Source organism: Oleiharenicola lentus (genome assembly GCF_051660365.1).
GTDB classification, from domain to species: domain Bacteria; phylum Verrucomicrobiota; class Verrucomicrobiia; order Opitutales; family Opitutaceae; genus Lacunisphaera; species Lacunisphaera lenta_A.
In genome coordinates this window covers 322,737-339,758 of the sequence record NZ_JBOZXB010000002.1, presented here as the reverse complement: position 1 = coordinate 339,758, position 17,022 = coordinate 322,737, and the positions used below count along the sequence as shown (strand labels likewise).

Annotated in this window: 12 protein-coding genes; 9 read left to right on the top strand and 3 right to left on the bottom strand. The window is 61.7% G+C overall.

Annotated features, from left to right (window positions below; all coding sequences use genetic code 11):
- Positions 1–40: 40 nt before the first annotated feature.
- Positions 41–1,525: a sialate O-acetylesterase gene (locus ACRRQW_RS16130; RefSeq protein ID WP_438482627.1), complete on the top strand. Its 1,485-nt coding sequence runs from the start codon at positions 41–43 to the stop codon at positions 1,523–1,525.
- On the opposite strand, the gene ACRRQW_RS16125 is transcribed toward ACRRQW_RS16130, so the two are convergent.
- From ACRRQW_RS16125 to ACRRQW_RS16115, 3 genes are read right to left on the bottom strand one after another with little or no spacing between them, the layout of a single operon-like run.
- On the bottom strand, positions 1,526–3,904 hold the full coding sequence (locus tag ACRRQW_RS16125) for a glycoside hydrolase family 2 TIM barrel-domain containing protein (protein WP_438482626.1): 2,379 nt from the start codon (positions 3,902–3,904) through the stop codon (positions 1,526–1,528).
- Between the two features lie 29 nt (positions 3,905–3,933).
- Entirely contained in the window at positions 3,934–4,383 is a 450-nt protein-coding gene (locus ACRRQW_RS16120) for a MaoC/PaaZ C-terminal domain-containing protein (protein ID WP_438482625.1), read from the bottom strand.
- Complete coding sequence (locus ACRRQW_RS16115; protein WP_438482624.1) at positions 4,380–5,129, bottom strand: IclR family transcriptional regulator; 750 nt, start codon at positions 5,127–5,129, stop codon at positions 4,380–4,382. The genes ACRRQW_RS16120 and ACRRQW_RS16115 overlap by 4 nt, the downstream gene beginning before the upstream one ends.
- Positions 5,130–5,180: 51 nt before the next feature.
- Here ACRRQW_RS16115 and ACRRQW_RS16110 point away from each other — a divergent pair, with 51 nt between their 5' ends.
- The 8 genes from ACRRQW_RS16110 to ACRRQW_RS16075 all read left to right on the top strand — a co-directional run bounded on the left by ACRRQW_RS16110 (position 5,181) and on the right by ACRRQW_RS16075 (position 17,002).
- Positions 5,181–6,260, top strand: a complete 1,080-nt coding sequence (locus ACRRQW_RS16110; protein WP_438482623.1) for a Gfo/Idh/MocA family protein — start codon at positions 5,181–5,183, stop codon at positions 6,258–6,260.
- Positions 6,257–7,432 (top strand): extracellular solute-binding protein, encoded by a 1,176-nt coding sequence (locus tag ACRRQW_RS16105; RefSeq protein WP_438482622.1) that lies wholly within the window; start codon positions 6,257–6,259, stop codon positions 7,430–7,432. Before ACRRQW_RS16110 ends, ACRRQW_RS16105 begins: the two co-directional genes overlap by 4 nt.
- On the top strand, positions 7,429–8,571 hold the full coding sequence (locus ACRRQW_RS16100) for a CaiB/BaiF CoA transferase family protein (protein WP_438482621.1): 1,143 nt from the start codon (positions 7,429–7,431) through the stop codon (positions 8,569–8,571). Before ACRRQW_RS16105 ends, ACRRQW_RS16100 begins: the two co-directional genes overlap by 4 nt.
- Before the next feature lie 130 nt (positions 8,572–8,701).
- Positions 8,702–9,775, top strand: coding sequence for an L-rhamnose/proton symporter RhaT (locus ACRRQW_RS16095; RefSeq protein ID WP_438482620.1), 1,074 nt, complete (start codon positions 8,702–8,704; stop codon positions 9,773–9,775).
- A 10-nt stretch (positions 9,776–9,785) separates the two neighbouring features.
- Positions 9,786–10,619, top strand: coding sequence for an amidohydrolase family protein (locus ACRRQW_RS16090; RefSeq protein ID WP_438482619.1), 834 nt, complete (start codon positions 9,786–9,788; stop codon positions 10,617–10,619).
- Positions 10,612–11,367: an SDR family NAD(P)-dependent oxidoreductase gene (locus tag ACRRQW_RS16085; RefSeq protein ID WP_438482618.1), complete on the top strand. Its 756-nt coding sequence runs from the start codon at positions 10,612–10,614 to the stop codon at positions 11,365–11,367. The genes ACRRQW_RS16090 and ACRRQW_RS16085 overlap by 8 nt, the downstream gene beginning before the upstream one ends.
- A 20-nt stretch (positions 11,368–11,387) precedes the next feature.
- Positions 11,388–13,787 (top strand): glycoside hydrolase family 95 protein, encoded by a 2,400-nt coding sequence (locus tag ACRRQW_RS16080; RefSeq protein WP_438482617.1) that lies wholly within the window; start codon positions 11,388–11,390, stop codon positions 13,785–13,787.
- On the top strand, positions 13,784–17,002 hold the full coding sequence (locus ACRRQW_RS16075) for a family 78 glycoside hydrolase catalytic domain (RefSeq protein ID WP_438482616.1): 3,219 nt from the start codon (positions 13,784–13,786) through the stop codon (positions 17,000–17,002). The genes ACRRQW_RS16080 and ACRRQW_RS16075 overlap by 4 nt, the downstream gene beginning before the upstream one ends.
- Positions 17,003–17,022 lie beyond the last annotated feature (20 nt).

The window sequence follows — 17,022 nt, the reverse complement described above, 5'->3', positions numbered from 1 at the left end:
AGTCGCCGCCGCGTCTCGGCTCCAACACGCGTTTTTCCCCATGCCCCTGATTTTGCTGCGCGCGCTCGCGCCCTTCGCCCTCTTACTCGCGATTACTTCCGACGCGTTTGCCGCCGTCACTTGCGCGCCGGTCTTCAGCGACCACCTGGTTCTCCAGCGTGAAACCCCCGTGCCGATCTGGGGCCAGGCCAAACCCGGCGAGCGCATCACGGTTGAGTTCGGTCATCAGCGCAAAGCCACCCTCGCAAACGAAGCCGGCAGTTGGCGTGTTTCGCTCGACGCCATGCCCGCGAACCGCACGCCGCAAATCCTGACTGTGCGCGGCGAAAACGTGCTGACTTTTACCGACGTGCTTGTCGGCGAAGTGTGGTTTTGCTCCGGCCAGTCGAACATGGAAAAACCTTTCGGCCCGCGCAAAGGGCAGAAGCCCACGGACAATTCCGAACCCGAAGTCGCCGCCGCAAATCATCCCCAGTTGCGCATTTTCCAGATGCCGCAATCGGGCAAACCCAAGGGCAACGCTTCCGTGATGACGTGGCTCGCCTGCTCGCCCGAAACGCTCGCCAAATCCGGTTTCTCCGCCGCCGCTTATTATTTCGGGCGCGAACTCCTCACGACGCTCGATATGCCCGTCGGGTTGATTCACGCCAGCTTCGGTGGCACCCGCATCGAAGCGTGGATGCCGCCCGGAGCGTTCGCATCCAGCCCCGAACTGACCGGCCTCGAAAAAAATAAATACCAAGCGTGGGTGCCCGGCGTGCAAGCGACCGAACTTTATCAAAGCATGGTCGCGCCGTTGGTGCCCTTCGCGTTGCGCGGCTTCCTCTGGTATCAAGGCGAAGCCAATTGCATGGATGCCGACATCACGCTCTACGCCGCCAAACAGCGCGCCCTGATCGCGAGTTGGCGCTCCGCCTGGCAACTGCCACCAGCACCGTTCTATTTCGCGCTGCTCGCGCCGTTCGATTATTCGCGGTGGGACAGTTTCCCGAAAAAACTCACCCCGGAAGCCTTGCCCGCTTTCTGGGAGAGCCAGATCGCCACGCTCGACGTCAAAAACACCGGGCTAATCGTCACCACCGATCTCGTCGCCAACGTCCACGACATCCATCCCACCAACAAACGCGACGTCGGCCTGCGTTTCGCGCGGCTCGCGCTCGCCGAGACTTACCAGGCAAAGAACGTTCAAGCCCACAGCCCGGCTTTTAAAAAACTCAAGACCGCTGCCGACGGAAAACTTCGCGTTCAATTCGAGCACGCGCAGGGACTGCGCAGTCGTGACCAAGCTGCACTCACCCATTTCTCCATCGCCGGTAAAGACGGCATTTTCCATCCGGCTGCAGCCATTATCGTGAAGAATGAAGTCGTCGTTTCGAGTCCGCTCGTGCGATCGCCGATTGACGTGCGTTTCGCCTGGCAGGAAACCGCGACGCCCAATCTGGTCAATGCCGCCGGTCTGCCGGCGATTCCCTTCCGCACCGATCGCAATGCCGTCGTGCTGGAGCGTGCGCCCGCCGCCAAATAATCACTTCTCTGCGCGCACCACGATTTTTGCCGGTGCGAGGCCGTCGGCCTGCGCCCGCAACGTAATCTTTCCACCTTGTCCGGTCGCGCGCAGCACGACCTGACCGCGACCTTGATAGAGCTTTCTGGGATTGGCACCGTAAACCTCGTCGCTCATCAAATCTGCACTGCCCACCCCGGCGATGGTGGCAGGTCCCTCGACGTCAAATTTCACCGCCGGCGCCGCGTCGGCCCGTAAAAGGCCTTTCGCATCAACTGCCTCTACACTCACAAAAATGAGATCTTGTCCGTCAGCTTTCATCCGCGCGCGATCGGCTCGCAATTCCAGCGCCTCCGCTTCGCCCGCAGTTCTCAGCCTGAAACGGTCGACCGCCCAGCCGCTCCGCAAGCCGATCACTTCGAGCGTCCCGGCCGAGTAAGGGACTTCAAACGTCGCGATAAATTCTTCCGCTTCGCTGGTAGTTTTTTCGCCAATTAAAACCCCGTTGAGCAACAGCTTCACTGCATCGTGGCGCGAATAGACTTCCACCGTGAGCATATCGCCTTCGTGGCCGGCCCAATTCCACGATGCCACGCGCGGTGGCAGCGCCCACGGCGACAAATTCCACGCCTTCCCCTCCGGCGCAGGCGGCACGACGGCGGCGTAAAGTTTTTCTCCGCGCTCCCACACGATGTTACGATAATGCGAATTGGGTTTACGCAGTCCCGTCAGATCGATGTCGCCACACGTCGCACCGTGCCACGGAAACATGCTGCCTTCCCAGTGCTTCACCACTTTCTCGTCAGGCGGGAACACGCGGCCGATCCCCGCCTCGCCGAGATAATCCATCCCGCTCCAAACGAACTCACCAATCACGTAAGGGTGATCGCGGACGGTTTTCCACATCGCGAACACTTCGTTCTGATACGATTCCGCGACCGCAATCACTCTCTCGGGCAAACGCGCGTGGTCCGCCGCGGCGTGTTGCATTTCGTAATTATAGCCCGCCACGTCGAGGGTCGCAAAAAGCGGGTCGAGCTTCGGCCAGTCGGCCGGTTTCCCGAGACCGTTCACGCCGGCCGTGATCGGACGCGACGGGTCGAGTTCGCGAATTTGCGCGGTGAGCCTTTCGGCAATTTTCAACCCCGACGCCGTGCCGCGTTCGAACATTTCGTTGCCGATGCTCCACATCACCACCGACGGATGATTTCGATCGCGCCGCACCAGCGTTTCCAAATCGCGCGCCGACCATTCGTGAAAATCAACGCTGTAGTCTTTCTTGTTTTTCGCGCTCGCCCAACCATCGAACGCTTCATCCATCACGAGCAATCCCAGGCGATCGCACGCTTCGAGAAACGCCGGCGAAGGGGGATTATGCGCCGTGCGCACCGCATTGAACCCGGCGGCTTTCAGGATTTGCACTTTACGCTCCTCCGCCCGGTCGAACGACGCGGCACCCAGCGAACCATGATCGTGATGCACATTGCTGCCATTCAACTTCAGCGTGCGGCCGTTGAGTTCAAACCCGCTCCCTGCGGACACCTGCACCGTGCGAATGCCGAAGCGCGTGGTGGTTTCGTCTTTCACTTCGCCCGCTTGCGAAAGTTTGCTCACCACGCGATAGATCGTCGGCGATTCCGGCGACCACGCCCGGGGTTTCGTCACCAAAATAGTTTCCGAAACGGTCACCGATGTATTCGCGGCAATCTCGATTTCCCGATTGGCCGTCGCCACGGATTTTCTGCCGCCTTCAAAAATATCCAATTCCAAGTCGAAGCGTGCCGCGCGCGCCGTTTCGTTGCGCACGGTGGTTTGCACTTGGATGCGCGCTTCCTTCGCGTCCAGCGTCTCCGTCTGAACCCAGACCGCCCACGGCTCGATGTGCACCGCCGGCAAGACGTGCATCCACACATGACGATAAATGCCCGAACCGGTATACCAACGCGAATTCGGCTGCGCAGAATTGTCGACCCCCACACTCAGAATATTCGCCACGCCATATTTAAGATGCGGCGTCAGATCGTGCCGCACCGGGCTGTAACCATAAGGCCGGCGGCCCAACGACACGCCATTCACCCAAATCTCGGCATCCCGATAAATCCCCTCGAACTCCACGACCACTCGCTGCCCGCGCAATTTTTCAGGGACGATAAACGACTTTCGATACCAGCCTTTTCCCGTTGGAAAAAAACCACCGAGCCCCGTGCTGGGTGCGGTCTCGTCGACCTTCCCTTCGATCGACCAGTCGTGAGGTAAGTCCACCCGACGCCATGGCCGATCGTCAAATTTCACCGCCTCGGCACCGGCCACTTCACCGAGTTGAAACTTCCAATCTGCATCCAGCAATGTGCGCTGACCCGCAGCCAACCCGCCGGCCATCCACAAAAATGACGCGGCCAAGAACCAAATGGGGAAGCGTCCAGTCATCCTCAGGCGTGCGCTGGCTTCCGCTTAACTAACAACAAATGTTCAGCGACCAGCACTGTTTCCGCGCGTTGATTGATCGACTCCACAAGTTCCACGACGAAGCCGTAGTCGGTTTTCTTGGGATGGTCACGCTTCTCTTTGATGGTGCAGCGCGCCTTGATCGTGTCCCCGATGAAAACCGGTTTAATGAAACGCAGCCGGTCGTAGCCGTAAGAAAACGCCTCGGGATTGATTTCGCCCGCCGTCTGCCCCACGGCGACGCTAAAAATCAGCGTGCCATGCGCGATGCGCTGCTTGAAATCCTGCGTCTTGCACCACTCGGCGTCCATGTGATGCGGGTAAAAATCCCCGGTCTGCCCGGCGTGCAACACAATGTCCGCTTCCGTAATCGTGCGCCCAAACGAGGTGCGCGCCACGCCAATTTCGTAGTCTTCAAGGAAGAGTGATTTCATGGGGAGAGTCCGAGTGATTCAGAAATTTTGGTGGAAGCGGTCAACATGGCCCGCAGCAGGACTTGGTCGCTCACGGGTTCACCGCGGCGCACCAATCGCGTCACCGCCAGCGCGGCCATGACTCCGGCGGAAGGGTTTCCCACCAACACGGCGATATCGCGCACCCCTTCCACGGTTTCGCTTTCCGCGCTCGAAAAGCCCGCGTTACGAATTTCCTTCAGCTTCTTTTCAAACTGCTTTTTCCCGGCCTTCGGCAGGGTGCGGATCCACGGTGCCCTCTCCTGTTCCGACAAATGGCTGAGCAACAATCGACCTGACGCAGTGTGCGCCGCGTCAAATTCACCGCCCACTTCAATTGAAAGCCGCACGCGCTCTGGACTGTCCTGCTGGGCGATCACGAGCAAATGCCCGCGCTCCAATACACTGAGGTGGCACGATTGCCGGATCTGCTCGGTCAACGCCTCCAACGGCGGCCGGGCCGCTTGCAACAGTTTGTCGCGCGTGGAATGAATGTGGGCGAGCGCGTAGAGTTTTAACGTCAGGCTGAATTTTCCCGAAACGCCCTCGCGCGCGACGTAACCGCGCTGCTCGAGGCAGGCCAGCATGCGAAACAGTTCGCTGCTGCTGCGTTTCATGTGCGTCGCGAGTTCGCTCAGCGACTGCGGCACGCTGGCGGCAGCGAGCGCTTCTAAAATATCCAGACCCTTCTCCAGGGCCGGCACGGGGTAGTCAGGGGCGGCGGGCATCTTTGGACTTGCGCGGTTTTCGCTAATAAAATTCGCTTTTGCAAATAAAAGATGACCTTCACCCCCGGTCAGTCCCCCGTCTTACCCCGCTCGTTTCGTCCGATCGTCATGATCGGCGCCGGCGGCATCGTCCGCGACGGACACCTCCCGGCCTATAAACTCGCCGGCTTCGAAGTCCGCAGCATCTACGATCTGGACCCGGCCAAGGCGCAGGCACTCGCCCAGGAATTCGGCATCGCGCGCGTCCACGCTTCGCTCGATGACGCCGTGCAAGCGGCTCCAGCCGACGCGATCTTCGACATCGCCGTGCCCGCTTCCGCGATTGCCGGCGTGCTCGCTCGATTACCATTTGGCGCGCCGGTGCTCATTCAAAAACCTTTCGGCGAAAACCTCGATCAAGCGCGCGAACTGCTCGCGTTATGCCAGCGCCAGCAGTTCAAAGCCGCGGTGAATTTTCAGCTCCGTTACGCACCTTACATTCTGGCGGCCCGCGGGCTGATCGACACCGGCGTGATCGGCGACGTGCATGACATGGAAGTGCGCGTGACCGTTTACATGCCGTGGCAGCTCTGGACATTCCTCGAGGGGATTCCGCGTGTGGAGATTCTTTATCACAGCGTGCACTACGTGGATCTGATCCGCTCATTTCTCGGCGAGCCGCGTGGAGTTTACGCAAAGACCGTCAAACACCCGAAAACCTCCAAGCTCGCCTCCACACGCACCAACCTGGCGCTCGATTACGGCGACACGGTGCGCGCCAACATCACCACGAATCACGGTCACGAATTCGGCCTCACCCATCAGGAGAGCTACGTGAAATGGGAAGGCACGCGGGGCGCGATCAAAGCGCGGCTCGGCCTGCTCATGAACTACCCGCAAGGCGAACCCGACGCGCTGGAATACTGCCAACTCGACGCCGGCGGCCGGCCTGGCAAATGGCAAACGATTCCGCTCACCGGCAGTTGGTATCCGCATGCCTTCATCGGCACGATGGCGAGCCTGATGCGTTTCGCGAACGGCGAGACCACCGAACTGCCCACGCGAGTGGAAGACGCGTTCAAAACCATGGCCACCATCGAAGCCGCGTATCAATCGAGCGCGAGCGGCGCCACGCCCATTCCTTCCACATGAGCAAAGCGATCCAATTACGCGGCATGACGTGGGGCCACACGCGCGGTTTTCTCCCGGTCGTCGCCACGGCCCAGCGTTTTTCCGAATTGAATCCCGGCATCGAAATCATCTGGGAAAAACGCTCGCTGAAAGCGTTCGAGGAATTCCCCGTCGAGAAACTCGCCGCCGACTTCGATCTCCTGGTGATCGACCATCCGTTCGTCGGTTACGCGGCGGCCCACGGCCCGCTGTTGCCGCTCGACGAACACCTACCCGCCGCGTTTCTCGCCGACCAAGCCGCAAACTCCGTCGGTGCGTCGCATCCGAGTTACACCCTCGGCGGACGCCACTGGGCGCTCGCGATCGACGCCGCGACGCCGGTGGCGTTTTGGCGTGAAGATTTAATCGCGGCGCATCAACTCACGGTTCCGCAAACCTGGCCGGAGCTGCTCGCCCTCGCCAGCCGCGGCCACGTGGAAATTCCCGCCGCGCCGATCAACTGCCTGATGAATTTTTATTCGCTGTGCATCGCGCACGGCGAAACTCCTTTCTCGGATCGCGAGCGCGTCGCTTCACCGGAAGTCGCGCGCGCTGCATTCGCGTCGTTGCGCGAACTCATCGCGTTAGGCGATCCCGGTTGCTGGACGCGCAACCCCATCGCCACGCACGATCTTGTCGCCTCCGCCGCCAACACGCGCGTGGCGTATTGTCCGCTCGCCTACGGCTATTCCAATTACTCGCGCAGCGGCTACGCCGCACACCAACTGACCTTCGGGGCACCTCCGGCATTCGAGCACGCTGCGCTGCGCACGACGCTCGGCGGCACCGGCCTCGCGCTCTCGGCCTTGCGTCCGATCGAGCATCGCGCAGCCGCGCTTGCCTACGCGCAATTCGCCGCGTCATCCGACGTGCAGCGCACGCTCTACACCCACGCCGGCGGCCAACCCGGCCATCGCGCGGCATGGCTCGATGCGGAAAATAATCGGATGACGAAAGACTATTTCTCGCGCACGTTGCCCGTGCTCGACCACGCCTATCTCCGCCCGCGGCACCACGGTTACATGGAATTTCAAGAACGCGGCGGTCCCGTCGTCCACGCGGCGCTACGCAGTCAGATCACCGACCAAGACGCCATCGCTCAACTCGACACACTTTACCGCGACTCGCTCGCCCACGCTCCCACGCTCACATGAAACCGCTCGAAGGTCTCCTCGTCCTCGACTTCGCCCAATTTCTCGCGGGGCCGTTCGCCGCCACGCGGCTCGCCGACCTCGGCGCGCGCGTCATCAAAATTGAGCGTCCTAAAACTGGCGACATTTGCCGGCAGCTCTACATTTCAAATCTCTCGCTCGACGGGGACAGCACGCTGTTCCACTCGATCAATCGCAATAAACAAAGCTACGCCGCCGACCTGAAAAATCCGGACGATCTCGCGAAAATCAAACAGCTCATCGCGAAGGCCGACGTGTTGATTCAAAATTTTCGCCCCGGCGTGATGGAACGCATCGGACTCGACGCCGCCGCGTGCACCGCGATCAATCCGCGACTCGTTTACGGCATCGTGACCGGCTACGGCAGCCAGGGCCCGTGGGTGGAAAAACCCGGTCAGGATCTGCTCGCGCAATCGCTCTCCGGCCTCGTCCACCTCAACGGCAACGCCGACCAGCCGCCGATGCCATTCGGTCTTTCGGTCGCCGATCTCACGGCGAGCGCGCACCTCGTGCAAGGCATCCTCGCCGCGCTCGTGCGTCGCGGCGTGACGGGCAAAGGTGGTGTCGTCGAAGTGAGCCTGCTCGAATCGATTCTCGATCTGCAATTCGAGCTCACGACCACGTTTCTCAACGACGGCGGCAAAGCCCCCCAGCGCAGCGCCGTCAACAACGGCAACGCTTACCTCGGCGCTCCCTACGGCGTTTATGCGACGGCTGACGGTTATCTCGCCCTCGCAATGGGTTCGATCGTGAAACTCGGCGAACTCCTCGCACTCCCCGCACTCGCCGGTTACAGCGATCCGCAAACGTGGTTCACTCATCGCGACGAAATTAAACAGCTCATCGCGCTCCATCTGAAACTTCAGCCAACCGCCTATTGGGTCGCGCGACTCGAAGCCGCGGACTATTGGTGCGCCGAAGTGCTCTCATGGGAAAAACTCTGGCAGACCGACGCCTTCAAAGTGCTCGATTGGGTGCAGGACGTCACGCGCGACGACGGCCCCACGCTGCGCACCACCCGCTGCCCGATCACGATCGATGGCCAGCATTTTAAATCTACGCGCGGCGCGCCTCGCGTCGGCCAGCACACCGCGGCCATCGCGGCGGAATTCGCGCTATGAGTTTTCAATAATCTACAATCAGAGAACGAGAAAGATTAAGAGAAAGAGAACGATCCCGCCGCGACTATCTTTTCTCTTTCTATTAATCTTTCTCTTTCTCCCCTGTCTTCCGCTTTTCCGCAAAAACCCCATGCCCCCCGAATCCAACCCCATCCTCGGCACGCTCCTTCACACCGTCGGAGCGGCGAGCGCCGCGTTATGCTACGCGCCTCAACGCTACGTTAAAAACTGGAAATGGCAGACCTACTGGCTCGTGCAAGCCGCGGCGTGCTGGCTGATTTTGCCGTGGATTTTTGCGTATTTCACCATCCCGCAACTCGGCACCGTGCTCGCCGAAGCGCCCGGTAGCGCAATGCGGAACTCATACCTACTCGGCGTGCTCTACGGCGTCGGCGGCATCGCATTCGGCGCAGCGATTCGCTACATCGGTTTCTCGCTCACTTACGCCCTCGCGATCGGTTTGTCCTGCGTGCTTGGCACGCTCATCCCGACAATCCAGGCCGGCACGCTTGGCCAGATTTTGAGCAACACCGGCGGCACGTTTGTCGTGGGGGGCGTGTTACTTGGCGGCCTTGCCACCTTCATCACAGGTCTGGCCGGATTCCGCAAAGAACGCGAAATCACGACCGACTCCGTGACGAAAACCCAATTCAACCCGCGCGTCGGCCTGCCCATCGTGGTGCTCGCGGGCGTGTTGTCGGCGGTGTTTAGTTTTTCGCTCGCTGCTGGGCAACCGATCGCCGACGTCGCCGCAAAATATGGTGCCGGCAATTTCCAAGGCAACGTCATCTACCTCTTCTCGCACTCGGGCGCGTTCACCACGACGCTCATTTACTGCCTTTATCTGATCACGCGCGATAAATCCGCCGGTGAATTCACCTCGGCGGGCGGCGCGAATCTCGGGGCGAACTACGCGCTCTCGATTCTCACCGGCCTGCTCTGGTATCTCCAATTCTTCTTCTACGGCCTCGGTCACGTGCGCATGGGCGATTTGAAATTTTCCAGCTGGGCGATTCACATGATCATCCTGATTTTGCTGAGCTGCGGTTTCGGCGTGGCGATTGGCGAATGGAAATCGTGCCGCCCGGCCACGAAGCTCATCATCACCGGCGCCATCGTGCTGCTCTTCGCCGCAGTCGGTTTGCTCACCTACGGAAATTATCTCGCGGCACCTCCCGCCACCGCCGCGGTGGTCGGACACTAAGCTTTTCGCCATGCAGTTGATCGACACCCACCAGCACCTCTGGGATTTGCAACGATTCCCCTACTCGTGGTGCGCCGGCATTCCGGTGCTGAATCGCAGTTTCGTGCTCGCTGATTACGTCGCGGCATCCGCTAACACGGAAATCAGCAAAACCATCTTCATGGAGTGCGACGTGGATGAACCGCATGCGCTCGACGAAGCCCGCCACATTCAGGCGCTCGCCGACGCGAATTCATCGATCGCCGGCATTGTCGCGAGCGGCCGTCCTGAGCGCGACGGTTTCCGCGCGCACCTCGAAGCGCTGGCCACGCTGCCGAAGCTCCGTGGCGTGCGGCGTGTGTTGCACACGCAGCCCGACGCACTTTCCGGCGATTCGCGTTTCGTCGAAAACCTGCGCCTGCTGCCGGAATTCGGCCTGACCTTCGATCTTTGCCTGCTCGCGCGCCAGCTCTCCGTTGGTCTCGATCTCGTGCAAAAACTTCCCGAGGTCACGTTCATCCTCGATCACTGCGGCGTGCCCGACGTCAAAAGCCGGGCTTTCGATCCGTGGCGCAACGATATCCGCATGCTCGCCGCGCAGCCCAACGTCATATGCAAAATCAGCGGCCTTGTGGCTTACGCCGACGCGCAGTGGACGACTGCCGATCTCGAACCGTGGTTTAACCATGTCATCGCCTGCTTCGGCTGGGATCGCGTCGTCTGGGGCGGCGACTGGCCCGTCTGCACGCTCGGCGCGCCTCTTTCGCGCTGGGTTGAAACCACGCACGCACTGACGCGTCACGCCAGTGACGACCAGCGCGCCAAGCTTTACCACCTCAACGCCGAACGCATTTACCGTGTTTAAACTCACTTCAAAAATCGCCCTCGTCACCGGTGCCGGTTCCGGCATCGGTCGCGCCATCGCGCAAACGCTCGCCCAGGCCGGCGCGCATGTCTGGGTCGTCGATCGCGACGTCGCCGCCGGCGCGTCCACCGTCACGCTCATCCGCGACGCGCAAGGCCACGCGGATTTCGCGGCCCTCGATGTTTCCAACGATGCCGACACCCTCGCGCTCGCGACGCATCTCCCTGCGCTCGACATCCTCGTGAACAACGCCGGCATCGGCCATGTAGGCAATCTGCTCACCACCACCGCCGTCGATCTCGATCGTCTCCATGCCGTTAACGTGCGCGGCCCGTTCAATCTCTGCAAAGCCTTCGTCCCTGCGATGCTCACGCGCGGGGTCGGCAGCGTGATCAACCTCGCCTCGATTGGCGGCGTCGTCGCCGTGCGCGATCGCCTCGCCTACACCGTGACAAAACACGCCGTCACCGGCCTCACGCGCAGCCTCGCGCTCGACCACTCCCACACCGGCGTGCGTTTCAACGCCATCTGCCCGGGCCGCGTGGAAACCCCGTTTGTGCAATCGCGCATCGCCGAATATCCCGACCCTGAAAAAGCTTACCGCGATATGGCTTCGACCCAACTTAACGGCCGCATGGCGCGCCCTGATGAGATCGCCGCCGCCGCACTTTACCTCGCAAGCGACGAAGCGTTCATGGTCACGGGCTCGTGTTTGATGATTGATGGCGGCTGGAGCGCCGGGAAATAATCCCCGAACCCTGTTTACTTATGATGACCCGCCGACTGTTGATTCCCGCCATCGCGTTATTCTCGGTTGCTTTGCGCGCATCACCGCCGGCGGAGTCACGTTACGTGTGGCTCGCCGCGCCCGCCCAGCAATTCACCGAAGCCACGCCGCTCGGCAACGGCCGGCTTGGCGCGACGCTCTTCGGCCACATCGACGAGGAACGCGTCGTGTTAAACGAAAATGGCATGTGGTCAGGTTCGCCTCAGGAAGCGGATCGGCCCAATGCCGCCGCCGCGCTGCCCGAAATTCGCCAGCTTTTACTCGAAGGAAAAAACCACGAAGCCGAAGCGCTCGTTAACGCGCATTTTACCTGCGCAGGCGAAGGCTCCGGCCGGGGCCGCGGGCTCAATAAACCCTACGGCAGCTATCAACTGCTCGGCGATTTGAAGCTCACCTTTATCGAGCCGTCGAAATCTCCGGTGACCAACTATCGCCGCGAACTCGACCTCTCGAAAGCGGTGGGTCGCCTCTCCTACCAACAAGACGATGCGCGTTACCTGCGCGAAATTTTTGTCAGTAAACCGGCCGAGCTGATCGTGATGCGTGTCGCCACGACGAAAAAAGGCGGACTCTCTTTCGATGCGCACCTCAGTCGAGGCGAACGCGCGAACATCGAAGTTGTCGGCAGCGACGGTCTCCGCATGAGCGGCCAGCTCAACGACGGCCACGACGGCACCAACGGCGTGCGTTACTCCACCCAACTCAAAGCCACCAGCGAAGGCGGCACAATTACCGCGAAAGAAGACCGTCTCGAAATCCGCGGTGCGAAGGAAGTCGTGCTCATGATTTCCGCCGCGACCGACATCAAAACGTTCGCCGGACGCGGCGTCACCGACGCCCGCGCCACCGCGACCGCCGATCTCGAAAAAATTGGCCGCCGCGGATTTCATTCCCTCAAGCACGAACACATCGCGGAATACCAACGCCTGTTTAACCGGACCAGCTTGCAACTCGGCGCTCCGGAATCGCCCAGCGAAGTGCTCTCCACTCCCGAACGGTTGCGCGCCTTCGCCGCCGGTCTGCCCGATCCGGCGCTCGCCACGCTGTATTTTAATTTCGGACGTTATCTCCTGATCTCATCGTCGCGCCCCGGCGGCCTGCCCGCGAACCTACAGGGCATCTGGGCCGACACTCTGCAAACACCGTGGAACGGCGACTGGCACTTGAACATCAACGCGCAGATGAATTACTGGCCCGCCGAGGTCACGAATCTCTCGGAGTTGCATGAGCCGCTTTTCGCATTGATCAAATCGCTCGAAAAGCCCGGCGAGAAAACGGCGAAGGCCTACTACAACGCGCGAGGCTGGGTCGCCTTTCTCCTCGCGAATCCATGGGGCTTTACGTCGCCCGGAGAATCCGCGAGTTGGGGTTCCACGGTGTCGTGCTCCGCCTGGATGTGTCAGCATCTGTGGGACCGTTACTTGTTCACCGGCGACCAGGAATTTTTGGCGAAGGCCTATCCGTTGATGAAAGGCTCGGCGCTTTTCTACCTCGATATGCTCATCGAAGAACCCAAGACCGGCTGGCTCGTCACCTCGCCTTCCAACTCGCCGGAAAACGCGTTCCTCATGCCCGACGGAAAACCCGCGCACGTCTGTCTCGGGCCGACCGCTGACATGCAACTGCTGCGTTATCTTTTCGACGCCTGCATTGCCGCGTCCGAAAAACTCGGGATCGACGCCGACCTCCGCGCCGAACTCACCGCCAAGCGTGCGCGCCTCGCACCCACTCGCATCGGCTCCGACGGACGCATCATGGAGTGGCTCCAGGAATATCCCGAAGCCGACCCGCAACACCGTCACGTCGCGCACCTGTGGGGCCTTTATCCCGGTCACGAAATCGATCTCCGCAAAACCCCCGACCTTGCCACCGCCGCGCGCAAATCGCTCGACGTCCGCGGCGACGGCGGCACCGGCTGGGGCCTCGCTTACAAACTCGCCATGTGGGCCCGCCTCGGCGACGGCGACCGCGCGCATAAGGTGTTAACCGCGCACCTCAAACCCGCCGTGCCGCGGACGGAAAATACGCCGTGGACAGGCGGCACTTATCCGAATCTCTGGGACGCGCATCCGCCGTTTCAAATCGACGGCAACTTCGGCGGCACCGCCGCCATCGCGGAAATGCTGATGCAGAGCAGTGTCGACGAAATCGTGCTGCTGCCCGCATTGCCGGCGGCGTGGCCCGATGGTGAAGTGCAGGGCCTGCGCGCGCGCGGCGGTTTCGAAGTCGATTTTTCGTGGAAACAAGGCCGTCTCGCCCACACCACCGTGCGCAGCGTCAACGGCACCCGCACCACCGTGCGCTACGCCGGCAAGGATTTCCCGATCGCGCTGGCCGCGGGCGAATCACAACTCCTCGATTTCCCGGCGAGCGCTCAATGATTTTCCGCCCACGACTTCGGACGCTCGGCGTAATGGCGTGCGCGCTGGCGATGCGCGCGATGGCCGCGCTCACGGTCACCGACCTGCGTTGCGATTGGGCGGTCAATCCACTCGGCATCGATTCCACGACGCCGCACCTCGCATGGAAATTGCAGAGCGACGAACGCGACCAACGCCAGACCGCGTGGCAAATCCGCGCGGCTTCCTCGCTCGAAAAACTCTCCGCCGGTGACTTCGATCTCTGGGCAAGTCCGCGCCTTGCGAGCGACGCGCAGCTCCAAATTCCCTACGGCGGTCGTGCGTTGCGCACGGGCGAGCAAGCGTTCTGGCAGGTCCGCGTGTGGGACGCCACCGGCCAGCCTTCCGCGTGGAGTGAGCCCGCGTCATGGACGATGGGCGTCACCACCCCGGCCGACTGGCGCGCACAATGGATCTCCGATCCCGACCTGCTCAATCGCACGCGTCGCTGGCTCGGCTTCAGCACCCCGCCGGTCGCGGAGGAAAACACCTCGCACTGGATCACGCTCGACCTCGGGCGTGCGCACGTGATCGACCAGATCGTGTTGCACGCGCTCGTTCATACCGTGCCCGAACGCCTGGGTTTTCCCCGCTGGTTAAAACTAGAATTGTCAGAGCACGCGGATTTTCACGATACGACGGTCGTCGCCGACACCACCAGCAATCCGGCCAACCTCTGGTTCACGCGACTGCCGTTTCCGGTTAAAAACATCTCCGCGCGCTACGTGCGGCTGACCGCACCACGCCTGCGCATGCTCGCAGAAGAAGGCTCGCTGCAACCCCTCGGTCGTCTCGCGCTCCGCCAAATCGAAGTGCGCAGCGCGGGCACCAACGTCGCTCCCGGCGCAAAAGTCACCGCCAGCCAAAGCCTCGAAGAAGGACCGTGGTCAGCCCAGGCATTGGTCGACGGCCAGGAACTGCCGGGCTCCAATCCCCGCGCCACCAGCACGCTGCTCCTGCGCCGGGAATTCGAAATCGCCAAGGTCCCGCTGCGTCGCGCCACCCTTTTCGTGAGCGGGCTCGGCCACTCCACACTCTCCGTGAACGGCACGCTCATCGCGCCGCAAAATTTCCTCGCTCCTGGCTGGACGGAATATTCCCGCACGGTGCTCTACGAGACGCACGATCTCACCCGCGCGCTGGCTGCCGGTCGCAACGTCCTCGGGCTCACGCTCGCCAGCGGGATGTATAACGTGCCGGGCACCGCGGGTCGTTACTCGAAATTCGTCGGGCCGCCGCGTCCGCTCAAAGCTATCGCGCAACTCCGCCTCGAATACGCCGACGGTCGCATCGAAACGATTGCGTCCGACGAACACTGGAAAACCACCGCCGGACCGACGACGTTCGCGCACGTTTACGGCGGCGAAGATTACGACGCCCGCCTCGAACCCAGCGGTTGGACGCGCGCCGGGTTTGACGATTCCAAATGGACCAACGCGGCTCCCACCGACGGGCCCGGTGGCGAATTACGCGGCGCTTCCCGCTCCGCGCCTCCCCTGCGTTCGCATGAACTGCTTCAACCCCTCTCGATTCGCACATTGAGTCCCGGCGTTGAGATCTACGATCTCGGCCAAAACACCGCGCTCATGCCCCGGCTTCGCGTGCGCGGCGCGGCGGGCAGCACCGTGAAAATCACTCCCGCCGAACTCCTGAAACCAGACGGCAATTTGAGTCTGAGTTCGCTGCACTACAGCAAAAACGAAGCTTACTGGAACTACACGCTCGCCGGAAACACCACCACCGAGGACTGGACGCCGCGTTTCTTTTATCACGGCGCCCGTTACCTGCGCGTGGAACGCACCGCGCCCGCCGGCGCGGAATTACCCGTGGTCGAAAAACTCGAAGCGGCAGTCGTGCACTCCGACTCCACGGCGGCCGGCGAGTTCGCTTGCTCGAACGAACTTTTCAACCGGATCCGCACGCTCGTGCGCTGGGCACAGCGCAGTAATCTTTCGCACGTGCTGACCGACTGCCCGCACCGCGAGCGACTCGGCTGGCTGGAGCAATATCACCTCAACGGCCCGGCGCTGCGCTACGAGTTCGATCTCACGCGCCTCTATGGAAAAGTATTCTCGGACATGACGGATGCACAACGCCCGAGCGGCCTCGTCCCCAGCACCGTCCCCGAATATGTGCGCTTCGACGGCGACTTCCGCGATTCTCCTGAATGGGGCAGCTCACTCATCCTCGCCGCGTGGCAACAGTTCGTCTGGACGGGCGATGACACTCCGCTGCACCAACACTACCCGCAGATGCTGCGGTATTTTGACTACCTCGCGAGTCGCTCCGAAACCCACCTCCTTTCGCACGGCCTCGGCGACTGGTATGATCTCGGGCCAGATCATCCCGGCCTCGCGCAACTCACGCCAGTCGCACTCACCGCCACCGCGATTTATTTGGAAGACGCCCGCACGCTCGAACGCATCGCCCGCCACCTCGGAAAATCGGCCGACGCCAATCGCTTCGCCAGCGCTGCCCGTGAAATCGGAGCCGCGTTTAACGCGAAATTTTTCGCCGCCGAAACAGCCACCTACGCCACCGGCTCGCAAACGTCGCAAGCGATGCCCCTCGTGCTCGATCTGGTGCCGCCCGAAAAACGCGCCGCCGCCCTCGCCGTGCTCATCCAAGACATCGCCTCGCGCGGCCATGCGCTGACCGCCGGCGACGTCGGCTATCGCTACGTGCTTCGCGCCCTCGCCGAGACCGGCCGGTCGGATGTCATCTTCGCGATGAACAACCAGTCCGCGAAACCGGGCTACGGCTATCAACTCGCCCGTGGCGCCACCAGTCTCACCGAAGCGTGGGACGCGAGTCCGAACTCCTCCAACAATCATTTCATGCTCGGTCAAATCACCGAGTGGCTCTACCACGACCTCGCCGGCCTCGCGCCCGACCCCACCGCGCCCGGTTTCGCCCGCGTCATCGTGCGCCCCGAACCCGTGGGCGACGTGACCTGGGCCGAAGCGAGCTACCAGTCCGTGCGCGGCAAAATCAGCGTGCGCTGGGACAAAGCCACCGACGGCACCTTCACCCTTAAAGTGACGATCCCGCCCAATGTCCGCGCAAGCGTGCAACTCCCCGTCCCCGCGAGTTCGACGATCACCGAAAGCGGTCACACAATTAAATTTACGACCGTTACCAATGGACGCCCGACAATCGAACTCGGCTCCGGAGACTACGTCTTCACCGCACGTTAATTTAACCACGGATTACACGG

Coding starts and splice junctions, on each gene's coding strand:
- ACRRQW_RS16075 (WP_438482616.1), top strand. CDS start 13,784: ATGATTTTCCGCCCACGACTTCGGACGCTCGGCGTAATGGCGTGCGCG.
- ACRRQW_RS16110 (WP_438482623.1), top strand. CDS start 5,181: ATGACCTTCACCCCCGGTCAGTCCCCCGTCTTACCCCGCTCGTTTCGT.
- ACRRQW_RS16105 (WP_438482622.1), top strand. CDS start 6,257: ATGAGCAAAGCGATCCAATTACGCGGCATGACGTGGGGCCACACGCGC.
- ACRRQW_RS16080 (WP_438482617.1), top strand. CDS start 11,388: ATGATGACCCGCCGACTGTTGATTCCCGCCATCGCGTTATTCTCGGTT.
- ACRRQW_RS16120 (WP_438482625.1), bottom strand. CDS start 4,383: ATGAAATCACTCTTCCTTGAAGACTACGAAATTGGCGTGGCGCGCACC.
- ACRRQW_RS16095 (WP_438482620.1), top strand. CDS start 8,702: ATGCCCCCCGAATCCAACCCCATCCTCGGCACGCTCCTTCACACCGTC.
- ACRRQW_RS16090 (WP_438482619.1), top strand. CDS start 9,786: ATGCAGTTGATCGACACCCACCAGCACCTCTGGGATTTGCAACGATTC.
- ACRRQW_RS16130 (WP_438482627.1), top strand. CDS start 41: ATGCCCCTGATTTTGCTGCGCGCGCTCGCGCCCTTCGCCCTCTTACTC.
- ACRRQW_RS16100 (WP_438482621.1), top strand. CDS start 7,429: ATGAAACCGCTCGAAGGTCTCCTCGTCCTCGACTTCGCCCAATTTCTC.
- ACRRQW_RS16115 (WP_438482624.1), bottom strand. CDS start 5,129: ATGCCCGCCGCCCCTGACTACCCCGTGCCGGCCCTGGAGAAGGGTCTG.